Source organism: Luteimonas qiangzhengi (assembly GCF_039548515.1).
In the GTDB taxonomy this organism is placed as follows: domain Bacteria; phylum Pseudomonadota; class Gammaproteobacteria; order Xanthomonadales; family Xanthomonadaceae; genus Luteimonas.
The window spans coordinates 1-17,798 of the sequence record NZ_JBCLVE010000019.1; the positions used below are offsets into that span (position 1 = coordinate 1).

Annotated in this window: 14 protein-coding genes; 8 read left to right on the plus strand and 6 right to left on the minus strand. The window is 68.4% G+C overall.

From position 1 onward, the window contains the following. Positions 1-397 precede the first annotated feature (397 nt). From WCE59_RS13395 to WCE59_RS13410, 4 genes are all read right to left on the minus strand, one after another. On the minus strand, positions 398-1,822 hold the full coding sequence (locus tag WCE59_RS13395; protein WP_343259274.1) for a cryptochrome/photolyase family protein: 1,425 nt from the start codon (positions 1,820-1,822) through the stop codon (positions 398-400). 2 nt (positions 1,823-1,824) lie between these two features. Next, positions 1,825-3,102, minus strand: coding sequence for a Glu/Leu/Phe/Val family dehydrogenase (locus WCE59_RS13400; protein ID WP_343259275.1), 1,278 nt, complete (start codon positions 3,100-3,102; stop codon positions 1,825-1,827). Further along, positions 3,099-3,545, minus strand: a complete 447-nt coding sequence (locus WCE59_RS13405) for a PepSY domain-containing protein (RefSeq protein WP_343259276.1) — start codon at positions 3,543-3,545, stop codon at positions 3,099-3,101. The genes WCE59_RS13400 and WCE59_RS13405 overlap by 4 nt, the downstream gene beginning before the upstream one ends. 82 nt (positions 3,546-3,627) lie before the next feature. Then, complete coding sequence (locus WCE59_RS13410) at positions 3,628-6,297, minus strand: bifunctional diguanylate cyclase/phosphodiesterase (protein ID WP_343259277.1); 2,670 nt, start codon at positions 6,295-6,297, stop codon at positions 3,628-3,630. Positions 6,298-6,479: 182 nt separating this feature from the next. Between WCE59_RS13410 and WCE59_RS13415 the strand changes: the two genes are divergently transcribed. Beyond that, positions 6,480-8,510, plus strand: a complete 2,031-nt coding sequence (locus tag WCE59_RS13415) for a M3 family metallopeptidase (RefSeq protein WP_343259278.1) — start codon at positions 6,480-6,482, stop codon at positions 8,508-8,510. Between the two features lie 343 nt (positions 8,511-8,853). Here WCE59_RS13415 and WCE59_RS13420 read toward each other — a convergent pair whose 3' ends face one another. Further along, positions 8,854-9,525 carry an SDR family oxidoreductase gene (locus WCE59_RS13420; protein ID WP_343259279.1) on the minus strand — a complete coding sequence of 224 codons (672 nt, stop codon included), beginning with the start codon at positions 9,523-9,525 and terminating at the stop codon, positions 8,854-8,856. A gap of 148 nt (positions 9,526-9,673) precedes the next feature. Here WCE59_RS13420 and WCE59_RS13425 point away from each other — a divergent pair, with 148 nt between their 5' ends. Next, on the plus strand, positions 9,674-10,930 hold the full coding sequence (locus WCE59_RS13425; protein ID WP_343259280.1) for a serine hydrolase domain-containing protein: 1,257 nt from the start codon (positions 9,674-9,676) through the stop codon (positions 10,928-10,930). A 318-nt stretch (positions 10,931-11,248) separates the two neighbouring features. Beyond that, complete coding sequence (locus tag WCE59_RS13430) at positions 11,249-11,620, plus strand: hypothetical protein (RefSeq protein ID WP_343259281.1); 372 nt, start codon at positions 11,249-11,251, stop codon at positions 11,618-11,620. A 96-nt stretch (positions 11,621-11,716) separates the two neighbouring features. Here the strand turns inward: WCE59_RS13430 and WCE59_RS13435 are convergent, their stop codons facing one another. Beyond that, complete coding sequence (locus tag WCE59_RS13435; protein ID WP_343259282.1) at positions 11,717-12,433, minus strand: outer membrane protein; 717 nt, start codon at positions 12,431-12,433, stop codon at positions 11,717-11,719. 277 nt (positions 12,434-12,710) lie between these two features. Between WCE59_RS13435 and WCE59_RS13440 the strand changes: the two genes are divergently transcribed. The 5 genes from WCE59_RS13440 to WCE59_RS13460 all read left to right on the plus strand — a co-directional run bounded on the left by WCE59_RS13440 (position 12,711) and on the right by WCE59_RS13460 (position 17,798). Continuing rightward, on the plus strand, positions 12,711-13,244 hold the full coding sequence (locus WCE59_RS13440; RefSeq protein ID WP_343259283.1) for a hypothetical protein: 534 nt from the start codon (positions 12,711-12,713) through the stop codon (positions 13,242-13,244). Between the two features lie 119 nt (positions 13,245-13,363). Further along, positions 13,364-14,563: a beta-ketoacyl-[acyl-carrier-protein] synthase family protein gene (locus tag WCE59_RS13445; protein ID WP_449284176.1), complete on the plus strand. Its 1,200-nt coding sequence runs from the start codon at positions 13,364-13,366 to the stop codon at positions 14,561-14,563. Next, positions 14,560-15,339: a beta-ketoacyl synthase chain length factor gene (locus WCE59_RS13450; RefSeq protein WP_343259284.1), complete on the plus strand. Its 780-nt coding sequence runs from the start codon at positions 14,560-14,562 to the stop codon at positions 15,337-15,339. Before WCE59_RS13445 ends, WCE59_RS13450 begins: the two co-directional genes overlap by 4 nt. After that, positions 15,332-16,156 (plus strand): glycosyltransferase family 2 protein, encoded by an 825-nt coding sequence (locus tag WCE59_RS13455; protein WP_343259285.1) that lies wholly within the window; start codon positions 15,332-15,334, stop codon positions 16,154-16,156. Before WCE59_RS13450 ends, WCE59_RS13455 begins: the two co-directional genes overlap by 8 nt. 4 nt (positions 16,157-16,160) lie before the next feature. Then, entirely contained in the window at positions 16,161-17,798 is a 1,638-nt protein-coding gene (locus WCE59_RS13460) for an NAD(P)/FAD-dependent oxidoreductase (RefSeq protein WP_343259286.1), read from the plus strand.

A 17,798-nucleotide genomic window follows, 5' to 3' on the forward strand; every position in this document is an offset into this window, starting at 1 on the left:
CCCCCCCCCCCCCCCCCCCCCCCCCCCCCCCCCCCCCCCCCCCCCCCCCCCCCCCCCCCCCCCCCCCCCCCCCCCCCCCCCCCCCCCCCCCCCCCCCCCCCCCCCCCCCCCCCCCCCCCCCCCCCCGGCTCCCAGGATTCACGCGGCTTCGCGCGCCTGGCGCGCTCCTACAAAAACCCCGGGTTCGAACCGCAAACCGGGCTCGGGCACACAATCCTCCCGGAGCCGAGCCCCGACGTGGCCGGGAGGCCTTTGCGCGTAAGTAAAGGAGGAGGCCTCCGGCTTTTTGGAGGCCGGGGGACATGAAGCGCAAAGGCCTGCCGGCCGCGGCGGGGCCCGTCAGGTCACAGCGAGGTAAAGCAAAGAAACACACCCGAAGTTGAGAGAAGAACTTTTCTCAAGTCGCCCGCGGGCGCGCCTTGAGCTGGGCGAACGCATCCAGCGCCGCGCGCCGGCTCTCGGCGAGATCCACCATTGGCTGGGCGGGATAACCGCCCAGGCCCGCACGCTCGATGGGCCGCGCTTCCCAGGGTGCATGCCGCAGCGCCGGCGGCAGCGCACGCAGCTCGGGCACCCAACGCGCAATGTAGTCCCCCTGAGGATCAAAGCGCTGCGCCTGCAGCACCGGATTGAACACGCGGAAATACGGCGCCGCATCCACTCCGGTACCGGCCGACCACTGCCAGCCCAGGGTGTTGTTGGCCAGATCGGCATCCACCAGCGTGTCCCAGAACCAGCGCGCCCCGTGCTGCCAGTGCAGGCGCAGGTTCTTGGTCAGGAAGCTGGCCACGATCATGCGCACCCGGTTGTGCATCCAGCCGGTGGCCCACAGCTGGCGCATGCCGGCATCCACGATCGGCACGCCAGTGCGTCCCTGCTGCCAGGCCTCGAGTTCGCCGGGGTCAGGATCGCGCCACTGGAAGTCATCGAAGCGGCGGTTGAAGTTGTCTGCCGGCGTGTGCGGGAAGTGGTGCAGCACGTGCTGGCCGAACTCGCGCCAGCCCAGCTCGCGCACGAAGGCAGCGCGCTGGGCGGGTGCCTTGTCGCCCAGCATGTCGATCACCCGCCACGGGGTGATGTGGCCGAAATGCAGGTGCGGCGACAGCATCGAAGTGAGCTGCCGGTCCGGCCGATCACGGCCTTCCGGGTAGGCATGCAGGCCCTCTTCCATGAAAGCGCGCACCGCCGCGTTGGCACCCTCCTCACCCGGGGTCCAACTGTCCCAGAAGCCGGCATCCCATCGCGGGGCCGGCTGCAGGCCGAGGGCATCGAGGGTGGTTTCTCCGGGGACGGGTTGGAACGCGGGCAGCTGCTCGGGCGCCGGACTCAGCATCAGCGTTTTCCAGGCGGCCAGCGCGGCCTTCCAGAACGGAGTGAACACCCGGAACGGATCGCCGGCCCGGGTGGCCAGCTGCCAGGGTTCGAAAAACAGCGAGCCATTCCACGCCTCGGCGCGCACGCCGTTGGATAACAGCGCGCGGCGAACGGCATCATCGCGTGCATCGACGGCCGGCTCGTGGCGGCGGTTCCAGTACACGGCCTGTGCGTCGGTATGTCGCGCGACCGCCTGCAGGGTGGCGAGACTGTCGCCGGCAAACACGTGCAGGCGCGAACCGATGGCGCGCAGGTCCGCATCCAGCAGCGCCAGCGCGCGGTGCCGCCAAGCGTTGGACGCGGCACCGGGTGCCCACGCCCCTTCTTCGTGGGGGGCGTGGATGTACACCGGCATGGGTTGCAGACCGGCCCGCAGGGCGGCCTGCAGCGCGGGATGATCCCGCAGCCGCAGGTCGTTGCGGAACCAGACCAGGGCAACGGCGGGCATGCTCAGCGGCTGGCCTGCGCCAGGAGTGCCGCTTCCAGCCGCCGCAGGGCGACGGCACAGGCCGCTTCACGCAGGCTGCAGTCGAGCTCGGCGGCGGTCTGCGCCACACGCTCCGCGGCACCGCGCATGATCTCGGCCAGCGTGTCATCCACGCGCTTGGCGCTCCAGCTGCCCCGCTGACGGTTCTGTCGCCATTCGAACCACGACACAGTAACGCCGCCGGCGTTGGCGAGGATATCGGGCACCACCTGCACGCCGCGGTCGTCGAGGATCGCGTCGGCGTCCGAGGTGATCGGGCCGTTGGCCAGCTCGATGATCGCCTTGGCCTGCACTTGCGCCGCGTTGCCGGCGTGGATCTGGCCCTGCATGGCGGCCAGCACCAGCAGGTCGCAGTCGCCGCACAGCAGGGCATCCGGGTCCCGGGTCTGCTTCACGCCTTCGCCCTCCAGCGCGGCCACGGTGCCTTGGGAGCGCTTGGTATTGCACAGCGCATCCACGTCCAGTCCGTCCTGGCAGATCACTGCGCCGCCGGAATCACCCACCCCGACGATGCGGTAGCCGGCGTTCTCCAGGAACCGGGCCATGGCCCGACCCACATTGCCGAAGCCGGACATCATCACCCGGGTCTTGCCCGGCGTCAGCTGCAGCCGCTCGGCCAGGGCTTCGAGCACCAGCCAGCCGCCGCGCCCGGTCGCTTCTTCGCGGCCGTGAATTCCGCCCAAGGCCAGCGGCTTGCCGGTGAATGCCGCCGGCTCGGGCTGGCCGCGCAGTCGCCCGTATTCCGCGGTCATCCAGGCCATGGTGCGGGCGTCGGTGGCCACATCTGGCGCGGGGATGTCGCGCTCCGGACCAATCATGCCGGCGAAGGCCTGCACCCAGGCTTCGGCCAAGCGCTGGCGCTCGGTATCGGACAGGTCCTTCGGGTCAACGCACACCGCGCCCTTGCCGCCGCCCAGCGGAATATCGACCACCGCGCATTTGAGCGTCATCCACAGTGCCAGCGCCATGACTTCGCGCTGGTTGCTGGCCGGATGGAAACGCAGGCCGCCCTTGGTTGGCCCCAGCAGGTCGGAATAGCGGCAGCGCCAGGCCTCGTAGCCGGCCAGGCTGCCATCGTCACGACGCAGCAGCACGTTGGCCGACAGTGTCTCCTTCGGGCGGCTCAGCACGGTCAGCACATCGGCGTGGGTGCCGATGCGCTCCGCGGTGGCGCGCAGTCGGGAGAAGGCGTCCGCGAACAGGTCGCTGGACGCCTCCGATTCGCCGCCGGCCCGGCTCAATCGCGCTTCCGGCTCACGACCTCGGCCGTGGCCGGATCCATGTACAGGTCGTATTCGACGCCCTCATGGTGGGCATCGGCCTCCCACATGCCGTCGTCGAAACGCACGTCGCGGATGCGCTCGTAGCCGGCGGCCGAGAGACTGGCGCGCACCTCGTCTTCGGTCAGCGAAGTCTGGGCGGTGTCGGGATAGACGGTGCCGGTGCGCGGATCCACCCGCACATCGATCCGGCGACCGTCCGCATTGCGGGCATCGGCTTCCCACAGGCCATCGTCGCGATCCAGGTCATCGATATCGGTGTAGCCGGCGTTGGTCAGCGCGTCGCGCACTTCGTTCTCGCTCATGCCGCCCTGGCCGCCCTGGCCGGGATCACCTGCGCAGGCGGCGCCGGCAAATACCAGAGCGGCGGCGAGGATGGTGGTACGGAGGATTGAGCTGTGCATGTCACGACTCCTGAGGTGCGGGGGAAGACGACATTGTGTGCAATGTGCTGCAAACGGCCGGTGAAACCGTCAATCCCGCTGGTCAATCCCGTTGAAACAGCACCCGCTCCGGCATGCTCAGCACGAACCCCTGACCGTAATCCACCCCCAGCATCCACAACACTTCACGGATGGCCTCGTCATCGACCCATTCGGCCACCACCTTCAGGCCGCGCTGGTGGCCGATCTGCACGATCGCGCTGACGATGGTGCGGCTCATGGGGTCCTTGTCGACCTCGCGGATGAAGCTGCCATCGATCTTGATCACGTCCACCGGCAGGTTCTTCAGATAGCCGAACGACGACATGCCGGCGCCGAAATCATCCAGCGCGATCCGACACCCGGCCGCGCGCAGGCGCTCGATCACCCGGGCCACTTTCAGCAGGCTGCGCACGGCCACGGTTTCGGTGATTTCCAGGCACACCGCATCGGCCGGCACCCCGTATTCGTCCAGGCAGCCGAGGATGAAATCGGCGATGCCCTCGTCATCCACCGTGGCGCCGGACAGGTTGATCGCGCAGGTTTCCAGGCCCGCGCCCGCAGGATGCAGACGGTTGAAGTTGGCCAGCGCCGTGCGGATCACCCAGCGGTCGACGGCCGGCATCAGCCCGTAGCGCTCGGCGGCCGGCAGGAAGGTGCCCGGGGGCACCAGCTGCCCGTCCTTCTCCCGCAGGCGCAGCAGCAGCTCGATATACGGACCTTCCGCGGCCTCGGGACTGAGCGGCACCACCTCCTGGTAGTCAAGCACCAGCCGGTCCTCTTCCAGCGCGCTGGCCAGCCGGTGCACCCACTCCATCTCACCGTGGCGGCGGGTGGTTTCATCGTCCTCGCGGTACAGGTGCACGCGGTTGCGACCGTTTTCCTTGGCCAGGTAGCAGGCGCTGTCGGCCCAGGTCATGGCGTCCTGCAGCGTCGCCCCGGGGCGGTCCAGCACCACCACGCCGATGCTGGCGCTGACCGAATGGGTGCGGCCTTTCCAGATGAAGCGCACGCTGTCGATGCTGCGGCGCAGGCGCTCGGCCAGCACCATGGCCTCGGCCTCGCCCACGCCGTAGGCAAGCAGCCCGAATTCGTCGCCGCCCAGGCGCGCGATCAGGTCGCCGTCGCGCAGCTCGCGGCTGAGGGTCATCACCAGCTCCACCAGCAGCTGGTCACCGGCCCGGTGGCCGGACAGATCGTTGATGACCTTGAACTGGTCGAGATCGAAATACAGCAGGGCGAAGCGGCCGCTCTCGGGATCGACACGCTGGCGCTCCAGCGCGCGCGCCAGGCAGCGCTCGAACTCGCGCCGGTTCCACAGTTCGGTCAACGCGTCGTGGCTGGCCTGGTAGCCCAGCCGTGCGGCCAGTTCGCGCTGTTCGCTGATATCGCTGGCGGCCAGCAGTCGGTGGCGCTGGCCATCCACCACCACGGGAGCCAGTGACACCGACGCCCAGAACCCGCCCCCCGGCGCCGACAGCTCGGCTTCGCGGTCTTCCCATCCGGACTGGCCCTGCGTGTCCCTGGCCAGCTCGCTGCCCAACGCGTCGTCGGCGAATACCGATGCCAGCGGACGCCCGACCACCTCGCCCAGGCGTTTGCGCGCAAACTGGTTGGCGTAGGTGATGTTGCCCGGCCCGTCAGCCAGCAGTACCAGCGCCGGCAGCAGTTCGTTGAGGGCACGGAAGCGCGCCTCGCTCTCGGCAAAGCGCGCGCTCATGCGCTGGCCAAGGGCAAGCGCGTGGCGATGGGTGGAGGCGATCGACCACAGCAGCAGCGACAGCAGCGTGCTGATCAGCGAGCCGATGGCGAGGATGGACACCGACTTCTGGAATCCGGCGTGGGCCGCGTACGGACGCAGGTGCAGCTCCCAGCGGCGCCCACCGAACTCCAGCTGGCGCACCAGCGCCGGCACATCGTGCTGCGGCGCCGGCCCGGATACGAACACCCGGCCGTCCCCGACCGCGTCGGGGTCATGGATGGCCACGTGCATGAACTCGAGAATGCGTCCCTGCAGGCCGGTGCGCACCAGCGTATCCAGCTGCAGACTGATCGCCAGCGCGCCGATCTCGCGCTCGCGCCGCTCCTCGACGGTCACCGGCTCGGGACCGCGCGAATACACCGGCAGGCGCAGGGTGATACCACGGCCGGCCAGTCCGGCGTCTTCCATCTGGATCAGCTGCAATGGCGCCGACATCGACAGCAGGTCACTGTCACGCGCCAACGCCAGGGTGGCCAGGTTGCCCGGCTGGGTGGCCGGGTCGAACCCCAGCAGCGCCTCGTTGCCCGTCACTGGCGAGAGCAGTTCGTAGCGGTAATGGTGCGCCGTGCCGTCGGACGGCTCGATCCGCCGCGCGAACGCAGTCACCAGGTAGCCGGGCACGTTGCCGACCGCACGCAGGTTTTCCTGGTACTGGTTGAAAGCGGCCTGGCTCATTTCGCCCTGGGCAAGAAACACGGTCTGCATGGCGCGCAGGGCGACGGCGGCCCCTTCCAGCGGCTCGCGCACGCGGCCCCGCGCGGCATCGGCCAGCGAGGCGTGCATGGCCTGCGCGCGCACCTGGGCATCGCGCCACTCGTGCAGGGCGATCGCCCCGGTCAACACCAGCCCCGCCAGCAGCACCAGCAGCGCCCACCCCAGCGGCGGCAGCGCGTGGAACAGGCCAAAGCGCTGATGCGGCACGGCTTTCTCGACACCCGGCTCGGCGATGGCCTGTGGCACCTCGGTGGACATGGTTTCGACTTCCGGCGGCCCGGCAGGGATCTGGCTGGTGGGACTGGAATCGATGATCGCATGAGATCCATAAAAGCGGGCCAGCCTTTGGTCCTGCCGGCTGGCACCGGTCCGGGGCGGTCGGGGGCGGTCAGAGCGGCGCCGTTAGAATGACGGGTCTGTTTCCCCCATCGGTGCCCCCCATGACCAATCCCCTGCTCGACTTTTCCGGCCTGCCCCGTTTCGACGCGATCACGCCTGCGCACGTGGCCCCGGCCATGGACGCGCTGCTGGCCGAAGCCGAGGCGGCGGTGACGCACGGCCGCACGGTGGCGCCGGTGACCTGGGAGGGATTCATCACGCCGCTGGAAGATGCCACCGAGCGGCTTGGCCGCGCCTGGGGCGTGGTGGGCCACCTGCAGGCGGTGGTGAACACGCCCGAGCTGCGCGAGGCCTACAACGCCGCCCTGCCGCGGGTGACCCGCTTTTTCAGCGCGCTGGCGCAGGACCAGGCGCTGTACGCCCAGTACCGCACGCTGGCCCAGTCGCCGGAGTTCGCCGGCTTCGACCAGGCACGCAGGACCGCAGTGGAAAATGCGCTGCGCGACTTCCGCCTGGGCGGCGCCGAGCTGGAAGAAGACCAGCGCGCGCGCTTCGCCCAGCTGCAGGAGGATCTGGCCGCAGCTGGGGCGCGGTTCTCGGAGAACCTGCTGGATGCCACTGACGACTTCGCCCTGTACGTCGAGGACGAAGCCGAGCTGGCCGGCGTGCCGGCGGATGTGCTGGATGCCTGTCGCGCCGCCGCGGCCGAGGACGGGCGCAAGGGTTGGAAGCTGACCCTGCACATGCCCTGCTACCTGCCGGTGCAGACCTATGCGGACAACCGCGAGCTGCGCGAAACCCTGTATCGCAGCTATGGGGTGCGCGCCTCCGAAGCCGGCCCGGCGGAGCTGGACAACTCCGACCTGATCGAGCGCACCGTGGCGCTGCGCACGGAGATGGCCAGGCTGCTCGGCTTTGCCAATTACGCCGAGGTATCGCTGGCCACCAAGATGGCCGACGCGCCCGATGACGTGCTCGGCTTCCTGCGCGAACTGGCCGGCAAGGCTCTGCCCCACGCTCGCCGCGATCGCGCCGAGCTGGAAGAATTCGCCCGCGACGAGCTGGGCCTGGACACCGTGCAGCCCTGGGACCTGGCCTGGGCCAGCGAGAAGCTGCGCCAGGCGCGCTACGCCTACTCGGCGCTGGAGGTAAAGCAGTACTTCACCGAACCCAAGGTGCTGGACGGGCTGTTCGGGCTGATCCAAGACCTGTACGGCCTGCGCGTGGAGCCCGACCGGGCGCCGACCTGGCACGAAGACGTGCGCCTGTACCGCCTGGTGGATGGCGACGGCAGGCTGGTGGGCCAGTTCTACCTGGATCCCTATGCGCGCAGCGGCAAGCGCGGCGGCGCGTGGATGAACGACTGTCGCAACCGCCGCCGCCTTGCGGGCGGTGACCAGACCCCGGTGGTGTACCTGGTGTGCAACTTCGGCAAGGGCATGGACGGCAAGCCGGCCACGCTCAGCCACGACGAAGTGGTGACCCTGTTCCACGAAATGGGCCACGGCCTGCACCAGCTGCTGACCGAAGTCGGCGAGCTGCCGGTGGCCGGCATCAACGGGGTGGAATGGGACGCGGTGGAGCTGCCCAGCCAGTTCATGGAGAACTTCTGCTGGGAATGGCCGCGGGTGCGGGCGATGAGCGCGCACGTGGACACCGGCGAGCCGCTGCCGCGCGAACTGTTTGATCGCATGCTGGCGGCGAAGAACTATCACAGCGGCATGCAGACCGTGCGCCAGCTGGAGTTCGCGCTGTTCGACATGCTGCTGCACAGCGGGGCCGAAGCCGGCACCGACGCCGCACAGGTGCTGGCCCTGCTGGAGCAGGTGCGCGACGAGGTGGCGGTGATCCGGCCGCCGTCATGGCACCGCTTCCCGCACCAGTTCGGCCACATCTTCGCCGGCGGCTACGCGGCCGGCTACTACAGCTACAAGTGGGCCGAGGTGCTGAGCGCGGACGCCTATGCGGCGTTTGAAGAGGCGCCTGACGCATTGGCCGACACCGGCGCGCGCTTCCGCCGCGAGATCCTGGCCCGCGGCGGCAGCCGCCCGGCACTGGAGAACTTCAAAGCCTTCCGCGGCCGCGAGCCGGAAATCGAACCCCTCCTGCGCCACAGCGGCATGACCGCATAACCACCCGCCCCTCGGCCACGCCCCCGGGCCGGCCACCCCTCTGTAGGAGCGCGCCATGCGCGCGAAGCCGCGTGACGTTGGTTGTGATTCCGATGCGTCGTCGGGAAGTTGTTTCCGGGGCCACGCGGGCTGACCGGTGGAGCCATTCCCGGTCAGGACCCGCTGTGAATACGTCCATGTACGCTTGCCGGCGCCGTCCATGGCGCCGACAGTCCTGACCGGGAATGGCTCCACCGGTCCCTGGTATTGGCGGCTATCTGCCGGGAAGTGGATTCACGCGGCTTCGCGCGCATGGCGCGCTCCTACAGGGGCGGGATCGTTTCCGTCCGGGCGGGGTCGTGCGCTACCAGGGCAGCTCGCTGCCGTTGGCGTGCATGAACGTGCCGGTGGATTCCAAATCCAGCGCATCCAGGCGCTCGACCAGCTGCGCGGCGGCGTGCTCCGGTGACACCTCACCGCGCCCGCCCACCATCTCGGTGGCCACAAAGCCCGGATGCAGCAGCTGCACGGCGATGCCGCGCTCCTTCAGGTCCACCGCCAGCGACCGGCCAATCGCGTTGACCGCCGCCTTCGACGCGCGATAGCCGTAGCGCCCTCCCGAACCGTTGTCGCCCATCGAACCCATGCGGCTGGTGATGATGCCGACCTTGCTGCCCTTCGCCAGATTCGCATCGAGCGCCTGCAGCACCCGCAACGGCCCGAGCGCATTGACTTCAAACTGGTCGCGCATGGCCTGAAAGCCGGCCGCGTCGATTTCACCATACGACTGCCGGGTGAGGATGCCGGCGTTGAGCACCACCACGTCCAGCTGTTCGCCCGCCAGTCGCTGGGCCAGCGAAGCCACCGCCGCGTCGTCGGACACGTCCACATTGGCCTCGATGCGGGCGCCGGTGGCCTCAAGCGCTTCGCTGCTGGTGCGGCAGACTGCAATCACGCGCTCACCGCGCTCGCGATAGCGCTGCACAAGGGCCAGGCCGATGCCGCGATTGGCACCGGTGACAAGAATGGTCTGCATGGGGTTCTCCGCAATGGCTGTCAGCAAGGGATGGCGTCGGGGCACGTGGTCTTCAAGCGCGGAAGCGGCCCGCCCCAGCCTTCGTCATGCCCAGTCCAAGCTGAAATGTTCTAGGCTCCGGCTACCTGAACGCAAACGCCGGATGCACATGTTGAACACCCTGATTTCCCGCAAGACTGCAGGCGGTGCCCTGCTGGCCACGCTGCTGTGTGCCTGTGGACCTGCCTTTGTCGCCGACGACGCGCCCGCCGCATCCACTGAACCGGTGGCCGCCGTGCGGGTCGCCTTCGACCAGGACGGGATCACCGCATCCCATGCCCAGGGCCTGGCCGATGTGGCCAGCGGCCGCGAAGTCACTGCCGACTCGCCCACGCGCATGGCCTCGATCTCCAAGCTGGTGGTCGCGATCGGCGTGATGCAGCTGGTGGAAGAAGGTCTGCTGGATCTGGACGCGGACGTGTCGGACGGACTGGGCTGGCAGCTGCGCCACCCGCGGTTCCCGGATACGCCGATCAGCCTGCGCCACCTGCTGTCCCACACCAGCAGCCTGACCGACGATGCGGGCTACTGGCAGACCCCGCTGGATGGCCAGTTCAAGGACCTGCTCGATGACCCGCGCGCCTGGAACGACGAGCACGCGCCCGGCACCTGGTTCCAGTACACCAACCTCAATTTCCCGCTGGTCGCGGCGCTCATGGAGAACGCCACCGGGGAGCGCTTCGACCTGTTGATGAAGCGGCTGGTGTTCGATCCGCTCGACCTGGCCGGCTGCTATGGCTGGGCCGCCTGCGATGACGACACCGTGGCCAACGCGGTGGTGCAGTACCGCGGCGACCGCACGCCCAGCGCCGACAACAACCAGGGCGGGCGTCCGGCGTGTCCGGTCAACCGCGCCAGCGACGGCAGCTGTGATCTGGACCTGTGGCGCGCGGGCGCCAACGGCGCGCTGTTCGGGCCGCAGGGCGGCATGCGTATTTCTGCCACGGACCTGGCGAAGATCGGACGGCTGCTGCTGGGACGCGGCAGCGTGGACGGCGTGCGCCTGCTCAGCGAAGCGTCGGTGCAGATCATGCTGCAGCCGCAGTGGTCACTGGCGTCGGCAGGCGGCAACACCGTTGAACCCGACGCGGGCGGGCATGCGCAGGAAGGCTTCTACTGCAGCTACGGGCTGTCCACCCAGACCCTGGCCACCTCGCATGAGGGTTGCCGCGACGATCCATTCGGCGACGGCGTGCGGCGCGTTGGTCATGCGGGCAACGCCTACGGGCTGCTGTCCGGGCTGTGGGTGGACATGGAAGGCGGCACCGGCGTTGTCTACTACGCCACCGGCATGACCGAAGCCGCACCCGGCAGCACCTCCGCCTTCACCGCAATAGAGGAAACCCTCGCCCAGGGCTCGCTGTAGGAGCGCGTCATACGCGCGAAGCCGCGTGAATGACGCACTCCCGCAAGCGTCCTGCCGCCACATAGTCTGCGAGGCCGGCGGGGCTCTCCCCGCCGGCCGGTCCGGGCGGATCCTGGGACATAGTCGCCGACGAGCCAACAGGATCACGACAAACGTCACGCGGCTTCGCGCGCATGGCGCGCTCCTACAAACAGCGCCGGTGCGGACAGAAGCGGGGAGGCAAGCATGGGCGGGCGTGCACGCGACAGCGGCGGTGCAAATTTCATGTGGGCAGCGGGGGCGGTAGTCTTGACCCAATTCCAAGCTGGACATCAGGTCATGAAGCTATCCGGATCGCTCCTTTTTCTTGCCCTGGCAGTGCCGGCCTTGGCACTCGCGCAGGTGCAGACTGCGCCGTTGCCGGTGCCCGACGAACCGGCTACGCGGCCGGACCGCGCGGAGCGCCAGACGGGGATGGTTACTTTCGGTGAGGCGGGCGGCCAGCAGGTGATCATCCGCTCGTTCGAGCCGACCACGCTGCTCTCAAGTGATTACAGCATCGATTTCGAAGCGCTCGATGCGGACGGCGATGGCTTCATCAGCCTCCACGAAGCAAGCGAGCACCCCACCCTGCGGCAGGAATTCAACGGCGTGGACGTGGATGGCGACGGGCTGCTCAGCCGCGACGAGCTGCGCGGCTGGATCCGCTGAGAGTCCACCAGATGAATCGCGCCCTCCCCGCACGGAGCAGGGAGGGCGCGGCCCGAGCCGGCCTTGGGCCGGCTGTCGTTCACACGAGCCTGTCGATCAGAACGTGTATTCGCCAGTCAGGCTGAGCAGTGCGGTGGAGCGCTTGGGACCATCGAACCGCAAGTTGGTATCCGGAACGCGCACTTCACCGGCCTTGGCCCGGAAGTAGTCGTAGTGCACGCCCAGGCTGAACTGGTCGGTGACGTTCCAGCCGGTGCCTACGCCTGCGTACCAGCTGTTGCGGCCGTCGCGCCGGCCGCTGTCCCAGCCCAGATCTTCGCCGACCCGGTTGTAGTAGCGCATGTTGTTGTCGGAGGCGCGGAAGTAGCCACCGCGCATGCCCACGTACCAGGCCGGATTGATATTGACGCGCGCATTGGCGCCCAGCTGCCAGCCGCGCAGGGCATTGGTGGCGTCGGTCTGGTCAACCGAGTCATCGCGGAACGCATTGCGTACCCGCAGGTTGCCAAGGTCGGAATAGCCACCCTCGATACCCACGCCCCACATCGGTGAGACTTTCCAGCGGTAGCCGGCCGTCAGCCCGTAGCCGGTCTTGCTGCCATCGCGACTTTGAAAGTCGAAATCGCCGGAGCCAAAGCGCGACCCGGTGCTGGCATCGGTGCGACCGACGTTACCGGCCACGAACCAGTGGCCGTCACCGGTCTGCAGGTCGGGGCGATAGGTATCTCCGCCTGCACCAGCAGCGGTCTGGGCGAAGGCGGCCGGGGAGAGTGCGAAAGCTGCAATCGCAGCGGGAATAAGAAGTTTTTTCATCGGGGTTGCTCCATTTGGTCTGGTTCCGGGTGGTCTGGTTCCGGTTGTTGTTGTCTTGACCCGGGGCGCAGTAGTAACGGGGGGCGCCTGAAGATGAGGCAAATGTTCACGCCCTCTGCACGCCGATTTCCGCCAGCGCTTCAAGCGGAATTCAGCTGTGCATGGAAGGGGTGATGGCGGGGCTGACCGGGGTGCAAACAACCCCTCCCGCGCATCACGGCCCTTTGATGGCGGCGGCGCGAGGATGGAGCCCGTATCCACAACGCGGTCCCAACCTATGAATGCCCTGTCGCCGCTTACCGGGGAGGTTTCCGACAGCAAGGTCGCAGCCATCTTCGACAGCGAAAGCAACGCACGGAGCTGTGCACGCCAGTTGCGCGACGCGCTCCGTCTGCGCCAGTCACAAGTGCAGGTGATCACCCGCCACGACCGTCATCCCGGCCGCAAGATGGAGCCGGAAGGGCGTGGCATCTTCCGCACGATCATCACCGCGCACGCCAAGCTGGGGGTGGCCGGACTGGTGCTGGGCGTGCTGGTATTCGCGCTGCTGTACGCAAGCGGCCTGGAACTGGTGACCGCCTCGCCGCGCTTTGCGGCCGCGCTCATCATCGGCTACGGCGGGGTATTCGGCCTGATGGCGGGCGGCCTGGTGTCGCTGCGGCCCGACCATGACCCGTATATCGAGAAGGTGCGGGAGGCCTTGGCCGAAGGGCGTTCGGCGGTGGTGGTACACGCCTTCAATGCCAATCAACGCGACGCTGCACAGGACGGGCTGGACAAGGCGGGCGGCGACACAATCCGCACGCTGTGACCGCAACCTTGTGATGTGATCACCCCGTTGTGATCACGCCGTTGTGAACAGGGCGTCACCGGCGCCTGGCTGCTGCCGCCTATACTCGCGGCCAGTGAACAAGGAGGCCTGCGCGCCCGATGCTCTTACCGATTCCGGCGCTGGCGATCCGCGCCTATACCGCCACCACCGCGCTTGGGCGCGGACGTGCCGCACAGGCACAGGCGCTGGACGAGCGCCGCAGCGGCCTGCGCCGCAACGATTTCGGACCCGAACCGCTGGACACCTGGATCGGCCGCGTCAGCGGCGTTGAAGACGAACCGCTGCCTGCCCGCTTTGGTGCTTGGGAATGCCGCAACAACCGCCTGGCCTGGCTGGCCCTGCAGCAGGACGGAATGCTGGAAGCCGTGACCGCGGCCGTCGACCGTCATGGCGCGGAGCGCGTGGCCCTGGTGCTGGGCACCTCCACTTCCAGTATTGGCGCCACCGAAGAGGCCTATGCCCGGCTTGACGACGGCACCTTCCCCGCTGATCTGGCGCGCCCCCGTGTACACACCCCGCATTCGCTGGGCGGGTTCGTGCAGGAGGCGACCGGGCTGCGTGGGCCGTGCATGACCGTGGCCACGGCCTGCTCCTCGAGCGCCAAGGTGTTCGCCCAGGCCGCAAGATTGATCCATTCGGGACTGGCCGATGCGGCACTGGTGGGCGGCATCGACACCCTGTGCGGCAGCGTGCTGTTCGGCTTCAACTCGCTGGGACTGGTGTCGGCGCAGCCGGCGCGGCCGTTCGACCCCGCGCGCGACGGGCTGTCACTGGGCGAAGCTGGCGGCTATGCGCTGCTGGAGCGCTGCGAACCGGACGAGACCGGGCTGCAGCTGCGCGGCTACGGAGAATCCAGCGACGCCCACCACATGTCGGCGCCGCATCCCGAAGGCCTCGGCGCGCGGATGGCCATGACCGACGCGCTGCAGCGCGCGGGCATCCAGGCCGACCAGGTCGGCTATCTCAACCTGCACGGCACCGCGACGCCGGCCAACGACACGATCGAGGCGAAGGCCGTGGCGTCGATGTTCGGTGCGGGCCTGCACGCCAGTTCCACCAAGGGCTGGACCGGGCACACGCTGGGCGCGGCGGGCATCGTGGAGTCGGTGTTCGCGCTGATCGCGCTGGAAGATGGACTGCTGCCCGGCACCCTCAACAGCAAGGCGCTGGACCCGGCGTGCGGCCCGCAGCTGCAGTTGGACAACGCGCGCGGCGACATCAGCTACGCAATGAACAATTCTTTCGGCTTTGGCGGCAACAACTGCTCGCTGGTGTTCGGCAAGGCGGTGGCGCAATGACGGGGCTGGAGGCGAGGATCGACGGCATCGGCTTCTGGACCGGCGGATTGCCCTCGTGGCAGGCCGCACGGGAATTTGCCGGCGGCGGATCGCAGGTGGAGGACGCGCCGCGCAAGCCCTCACCCCAGCTGCTGGCCGCCAACGAGCGCCGGCGCGCGCCGGCCACCGTGACGGTCGCGCTGGAAGTGGCGCTGGCCGCCTGCCAGGACGCCGGGCGCGACCCCAAAACCCTCCCATCGGTGTTCGCCTCCACCCACGGCGACCTGGCAATCACCGATTACATGGCCACCACCCTGGCCGATGATCCTCGCGCGATCTCACCCATCCGCTTCCACAACTCGGTGCACAACGCCGCCGCCGGCTACTGGACCATCGGCGTCGGCTGCATGGCCGCTGCCACCGCGATCAGCGCCGGTCCGGCGACCTTCGCCCAGGGACTGCTGGAGGCGCTGGTGCAGCTGGCCACGGGTGACGAAGCGGTGCTGCTGACCGCCTATGACATTGGCGCGACCGGCCCGCTGGGCACCATGGCACCCAGCGAAGGCCTGCTTGGCGGGGCGCTGGTGCTCTCGGACGGCGCCGGTGGCACCCGCCTGCGCGCCAGCTTCATCGAAGGCACGCCTGAATTTGCCGAAGGCCCACTGGCCACGCTTGCCGCGGGCAACGCCATGGCCCCGATGCTGCCGCTGTTCGACGCCCTGGCTGGCGGCGGCGACCTGGCGCTGCTGCAGGCGGGCCCGGGACGGATACTGCGGGTGGAGCTGGCACATGGCTGACACCGGCCCCGGGCTGCGCGCCGAAGACGTTGCAGTGGTGATCCCGGCGCTCAACGAGTCGCTGCGGATCCGCGAGGTGGTCGAGGATGCACTGGCGCACTGCGCGCGGGTGATCGTGGTTGATGACGGTTCCGACGATGGCACCTCGGACCTGATCGCCGATCTGCCCGTTACCGTGTTGCGCCACCCCCGGCGGATGGGCAAGGGTGCGAGCCTGCGCGACGGGTTTGCCGAAGCGCTGCGCCAGGGCGCGAGGGCGGTGGCGACGATGGACGGCGATGGCCAGCATTCGGCCGATGATCTGCCGCGCATGATTGATGCACTCAACCGCCATCCCGGCTGCGTGATCGTCGGCGCGCGGCTGCGCAAGCGCGGATGCCAGCCCTGGTACCGACGGATCGGCAATGACTTTGGCGACTGGGGCATCAGCTGGGCGTGTGGCTTGCGCGTGGTCGATACGCAGAGCGGCCAGCGCCTGTATCCGGCCGCCGCCTGCGCGATGCAGGACGTGCCTGGCGAAGGGTTTGTGTTCGAGGCGCAGATGTTGATTTCCTCCGCCCGCCGGCTGGGGCTGGGCGTGGTGGCGCTGCCGGTGGACACCCGCTATGCGGACGCCGAGCACGAGTTCCGCAAGAGCCACTTCAGGCTTTGGCACGACCTGCGGCTGATCACTTCGCACGTTGTGCGGCAGGTCCTTGGCCACGGCAATATGTTCGGCGAGTATCGGCGCACGCGCCGGACGCGGCCGGTGATCGACGATCCAACGGGCGAGTTCAGCGCGGACTCCGCGTCACGCCCTTCAACCCATACAGGCTGAGACCATGGACCAGGCTCCTCCGGACACAGACGTTCTTATTCTGGGCGGAGGGCTGGCGGGGTTGACCCTGGCCCTGCAGCTGCGTCGGCAGGATCCGGCACTGCGAATCACCATTCTTGAGCGGCGCAGCCATCCGGTGGCCGAGGCGACGCACAAGGTGGGCGAGTCGACGGTGGAGATCGGCGCACGTTATTTTTCCAGCGTGCTGGGCCTGCGTGAGCACCTGGACGAGCAGCAGATCCGCAAGTTCGGCTTCCGGTTCTTCTTTTCCGACGGCCGCAGCGACGTGGATGCCTGCACCGAACTGGGGGTCAGGAGTTTGCTGCCAACACCCTCGTGGCAGATCGACCGTGGCCGCTTCGAGAATTTCCTTGGCGACCGGGTGCGCGGACTGGGCATTGAATTCCGCGACGGCACGGTGGTGCGCACGATCAATGTCGGCGAAGGGGAATCCCCACATGAGGTCAGCTTCGCCGCCGATGGTGGCGAACACACGCTGTCGGCGCGCTGGCTGGTGGACGCCTCCGGCCGTGTCGGGCTGCTCAAGCGCAAGCTTGGCCTGGCTGAAAGCAACGATCACGACACCAATGCGGTGTGGTGGCGGGTGGACGGGATCGTGGACCCCGCCGAATGGTCCGAGGACGCGGACTGGCTGCAGCGCTGCGACCCGCCCGAGCGCTGGCGCTCGACCAACCACATGTGCGGGCCGGGCTACTGGCTCTGGCTGATTCCACTGGCGTCCGGCGCGCATTCGGTGGGGATCGTGTGCGACGCAAAGATGCATCCGCTGGAAACAATGAACACCCACGACAAGGCCATGCAATGGCTGCGCCGGCACCAGCCGCGGGTCGCGGCGAGCCTTGATTCGGGCGCGCACGCGGTCAAGGACTTCCTGTTCCTGCGTCATTTTTCCCACGCCTGCCAGCAGCAGTTTTCCACCGACCGCTGGGCGATCACCGGCGATGCGGGGCTGTTCCTGGATCCGTTCTATTCGCCCGGCAGCGACTACATCGCGATCGCCAACACCTTTATCTGCGATCTGGTGGCGCGCGATCGCGCGGGCGGACCCGTGTCGCCGTGGGCCGGCATCTACCAGCAGCTGTACCGCTCCTTCTACGACAGCATGCTGCCGATCTATCAGGGCCAGTACGCACTGTTTGGCGACGCCAGGGTGATGCCGGTGAAGGTGATCTGGGACTACACCTACTACTGGGCGCTGCTGGCGCCGCTGTTTTTCTCCGGTCGGATCACGGACCTGGGCACCTTCCACCGCCTGCGCAAACCGCTGCTGGCCGCGCGCGCGCTCAACGAGGCAATGCAGCCGATGCTGCGCGAGTGGGGCGAGCGCAACGCCGCAACGGGGCTGGCCGAAAAGGAGGCCCGACTGCTCGACCAGGCCAGCATCGACTGGTTCCACGCGCTCAACCGCGCCCTGTCCGATGAGCTGGATGACGCCACGTTCGATGCGCGCATGCAAGCCAACGTGGAGCGGATGCGCTGGCTGGCCGGCGAGATTTTGCAACGCGCCCGCAATGATCATGCGGACATCGGTGCGCACGGACTGGAGGCGCTGACCGACAGTGAAAATGACAGCGCGGTGCCGGTGTCGCTGGAACCGCACTGGTACGCTGCCACCGCCTGA

Excerpts from the sequence above, each read along its gene's own strand:
- WCE59_RS13395 (WP_343259274.1), bottom strand. The coding sequence starts at position 1,822 with ATGCCCGCCGTTGCCCTGGTCTGGTTCCGCAACGACCTGCGGCTGCGG.
- WCE59_RS13405 (WP_343259276.1), bottom strand. The coding sequence starts at position 3,545 with ATGCACAGCTCAATCCTCCGTACCACCATCCTCGCCGCCGCTCTGGTA.
- WCE59_RS13410 (WP_343259277.1), bottom strand. The coding sequence starts at position 6,297 with ATGTCCACCGAGGTGCCACAGGCCATCGCCGAGCCGGGTGTCGAGAAA.
- WCE59_RS13415 (WP_343259278.1), top strand. The coding sequence starts at position 6,480 with ATGACCAATCCCCTGCTCGACTTTTCCGGCCTGCCCCGTTTCGACGCG.
- WCE59_RS13420 (WP_343259279.1), bottom strand. The coding sequence starts at position 9,525 with ATGCAGACCATTCTTGTCACCGGTGCCAATCGCGGCATCGGCCTGGCC.
- WCE59_RS13425 (WP_343259280.1), top strand. The coding sequence starts at position 9,674 with ATGTTGAACACCCTGATTTCCCGCAAGACTGCAGGCGGTGCCCTGCTG.
- WCE59_RS13430 (WP_343259281.1), top strand. The coding sequence starts at position 11,249 with ATGAAGCTATCCGGATCGCTCCTTTTTCTTGCCCTGGCAGTGCCGGCC.
- WCE59_RS13435 (WP_343259282.1), bottom strand. The coding sequence starts at position 12,433 with ATGAAAAAACTTCTTATTCCCGCTGCGATTGCAGCTTTCGCACTCTCC.
- WCE59_RS13440 (WP_343259283.1), top strand. The coding sequence starts at position 12,711 with ATGAATGCCCTGTCGCCGCTTACCGGGGAGGTTTCCGACAGCAAGGTC.
- WCE59_RS13445 (WP_449284176.1), top strand. The coding sequence starts at position 13,364 with ATGCTCTTACCGATTCCGGCGCTGGCGATCCGCGCCTATACCGCCACC.
- WCE59_RS13450 (WP_343259284.1), top strand. The coding sequence starts at position 14,560 with ATGACGGGGCTGGAGGCGAGGATCGACGGCATCGGCTTCTGGACCGGC.
- WCE59_RS13455 (WP_343259285.1), top strand. The coding sequence starts at position 15,332 with ATGGCTGACACCGGCCCCGGGCTGCGCGCCGAAGACGTTGCAGTGGTG.
- WCE59_RS13460 (WP_343259286.1), top strand. The coding sequence starts at position 16,161 with ATGGACCAGGCTCCTCCGGACACAGACGTTCTTATTCTGGGCGGAGGG.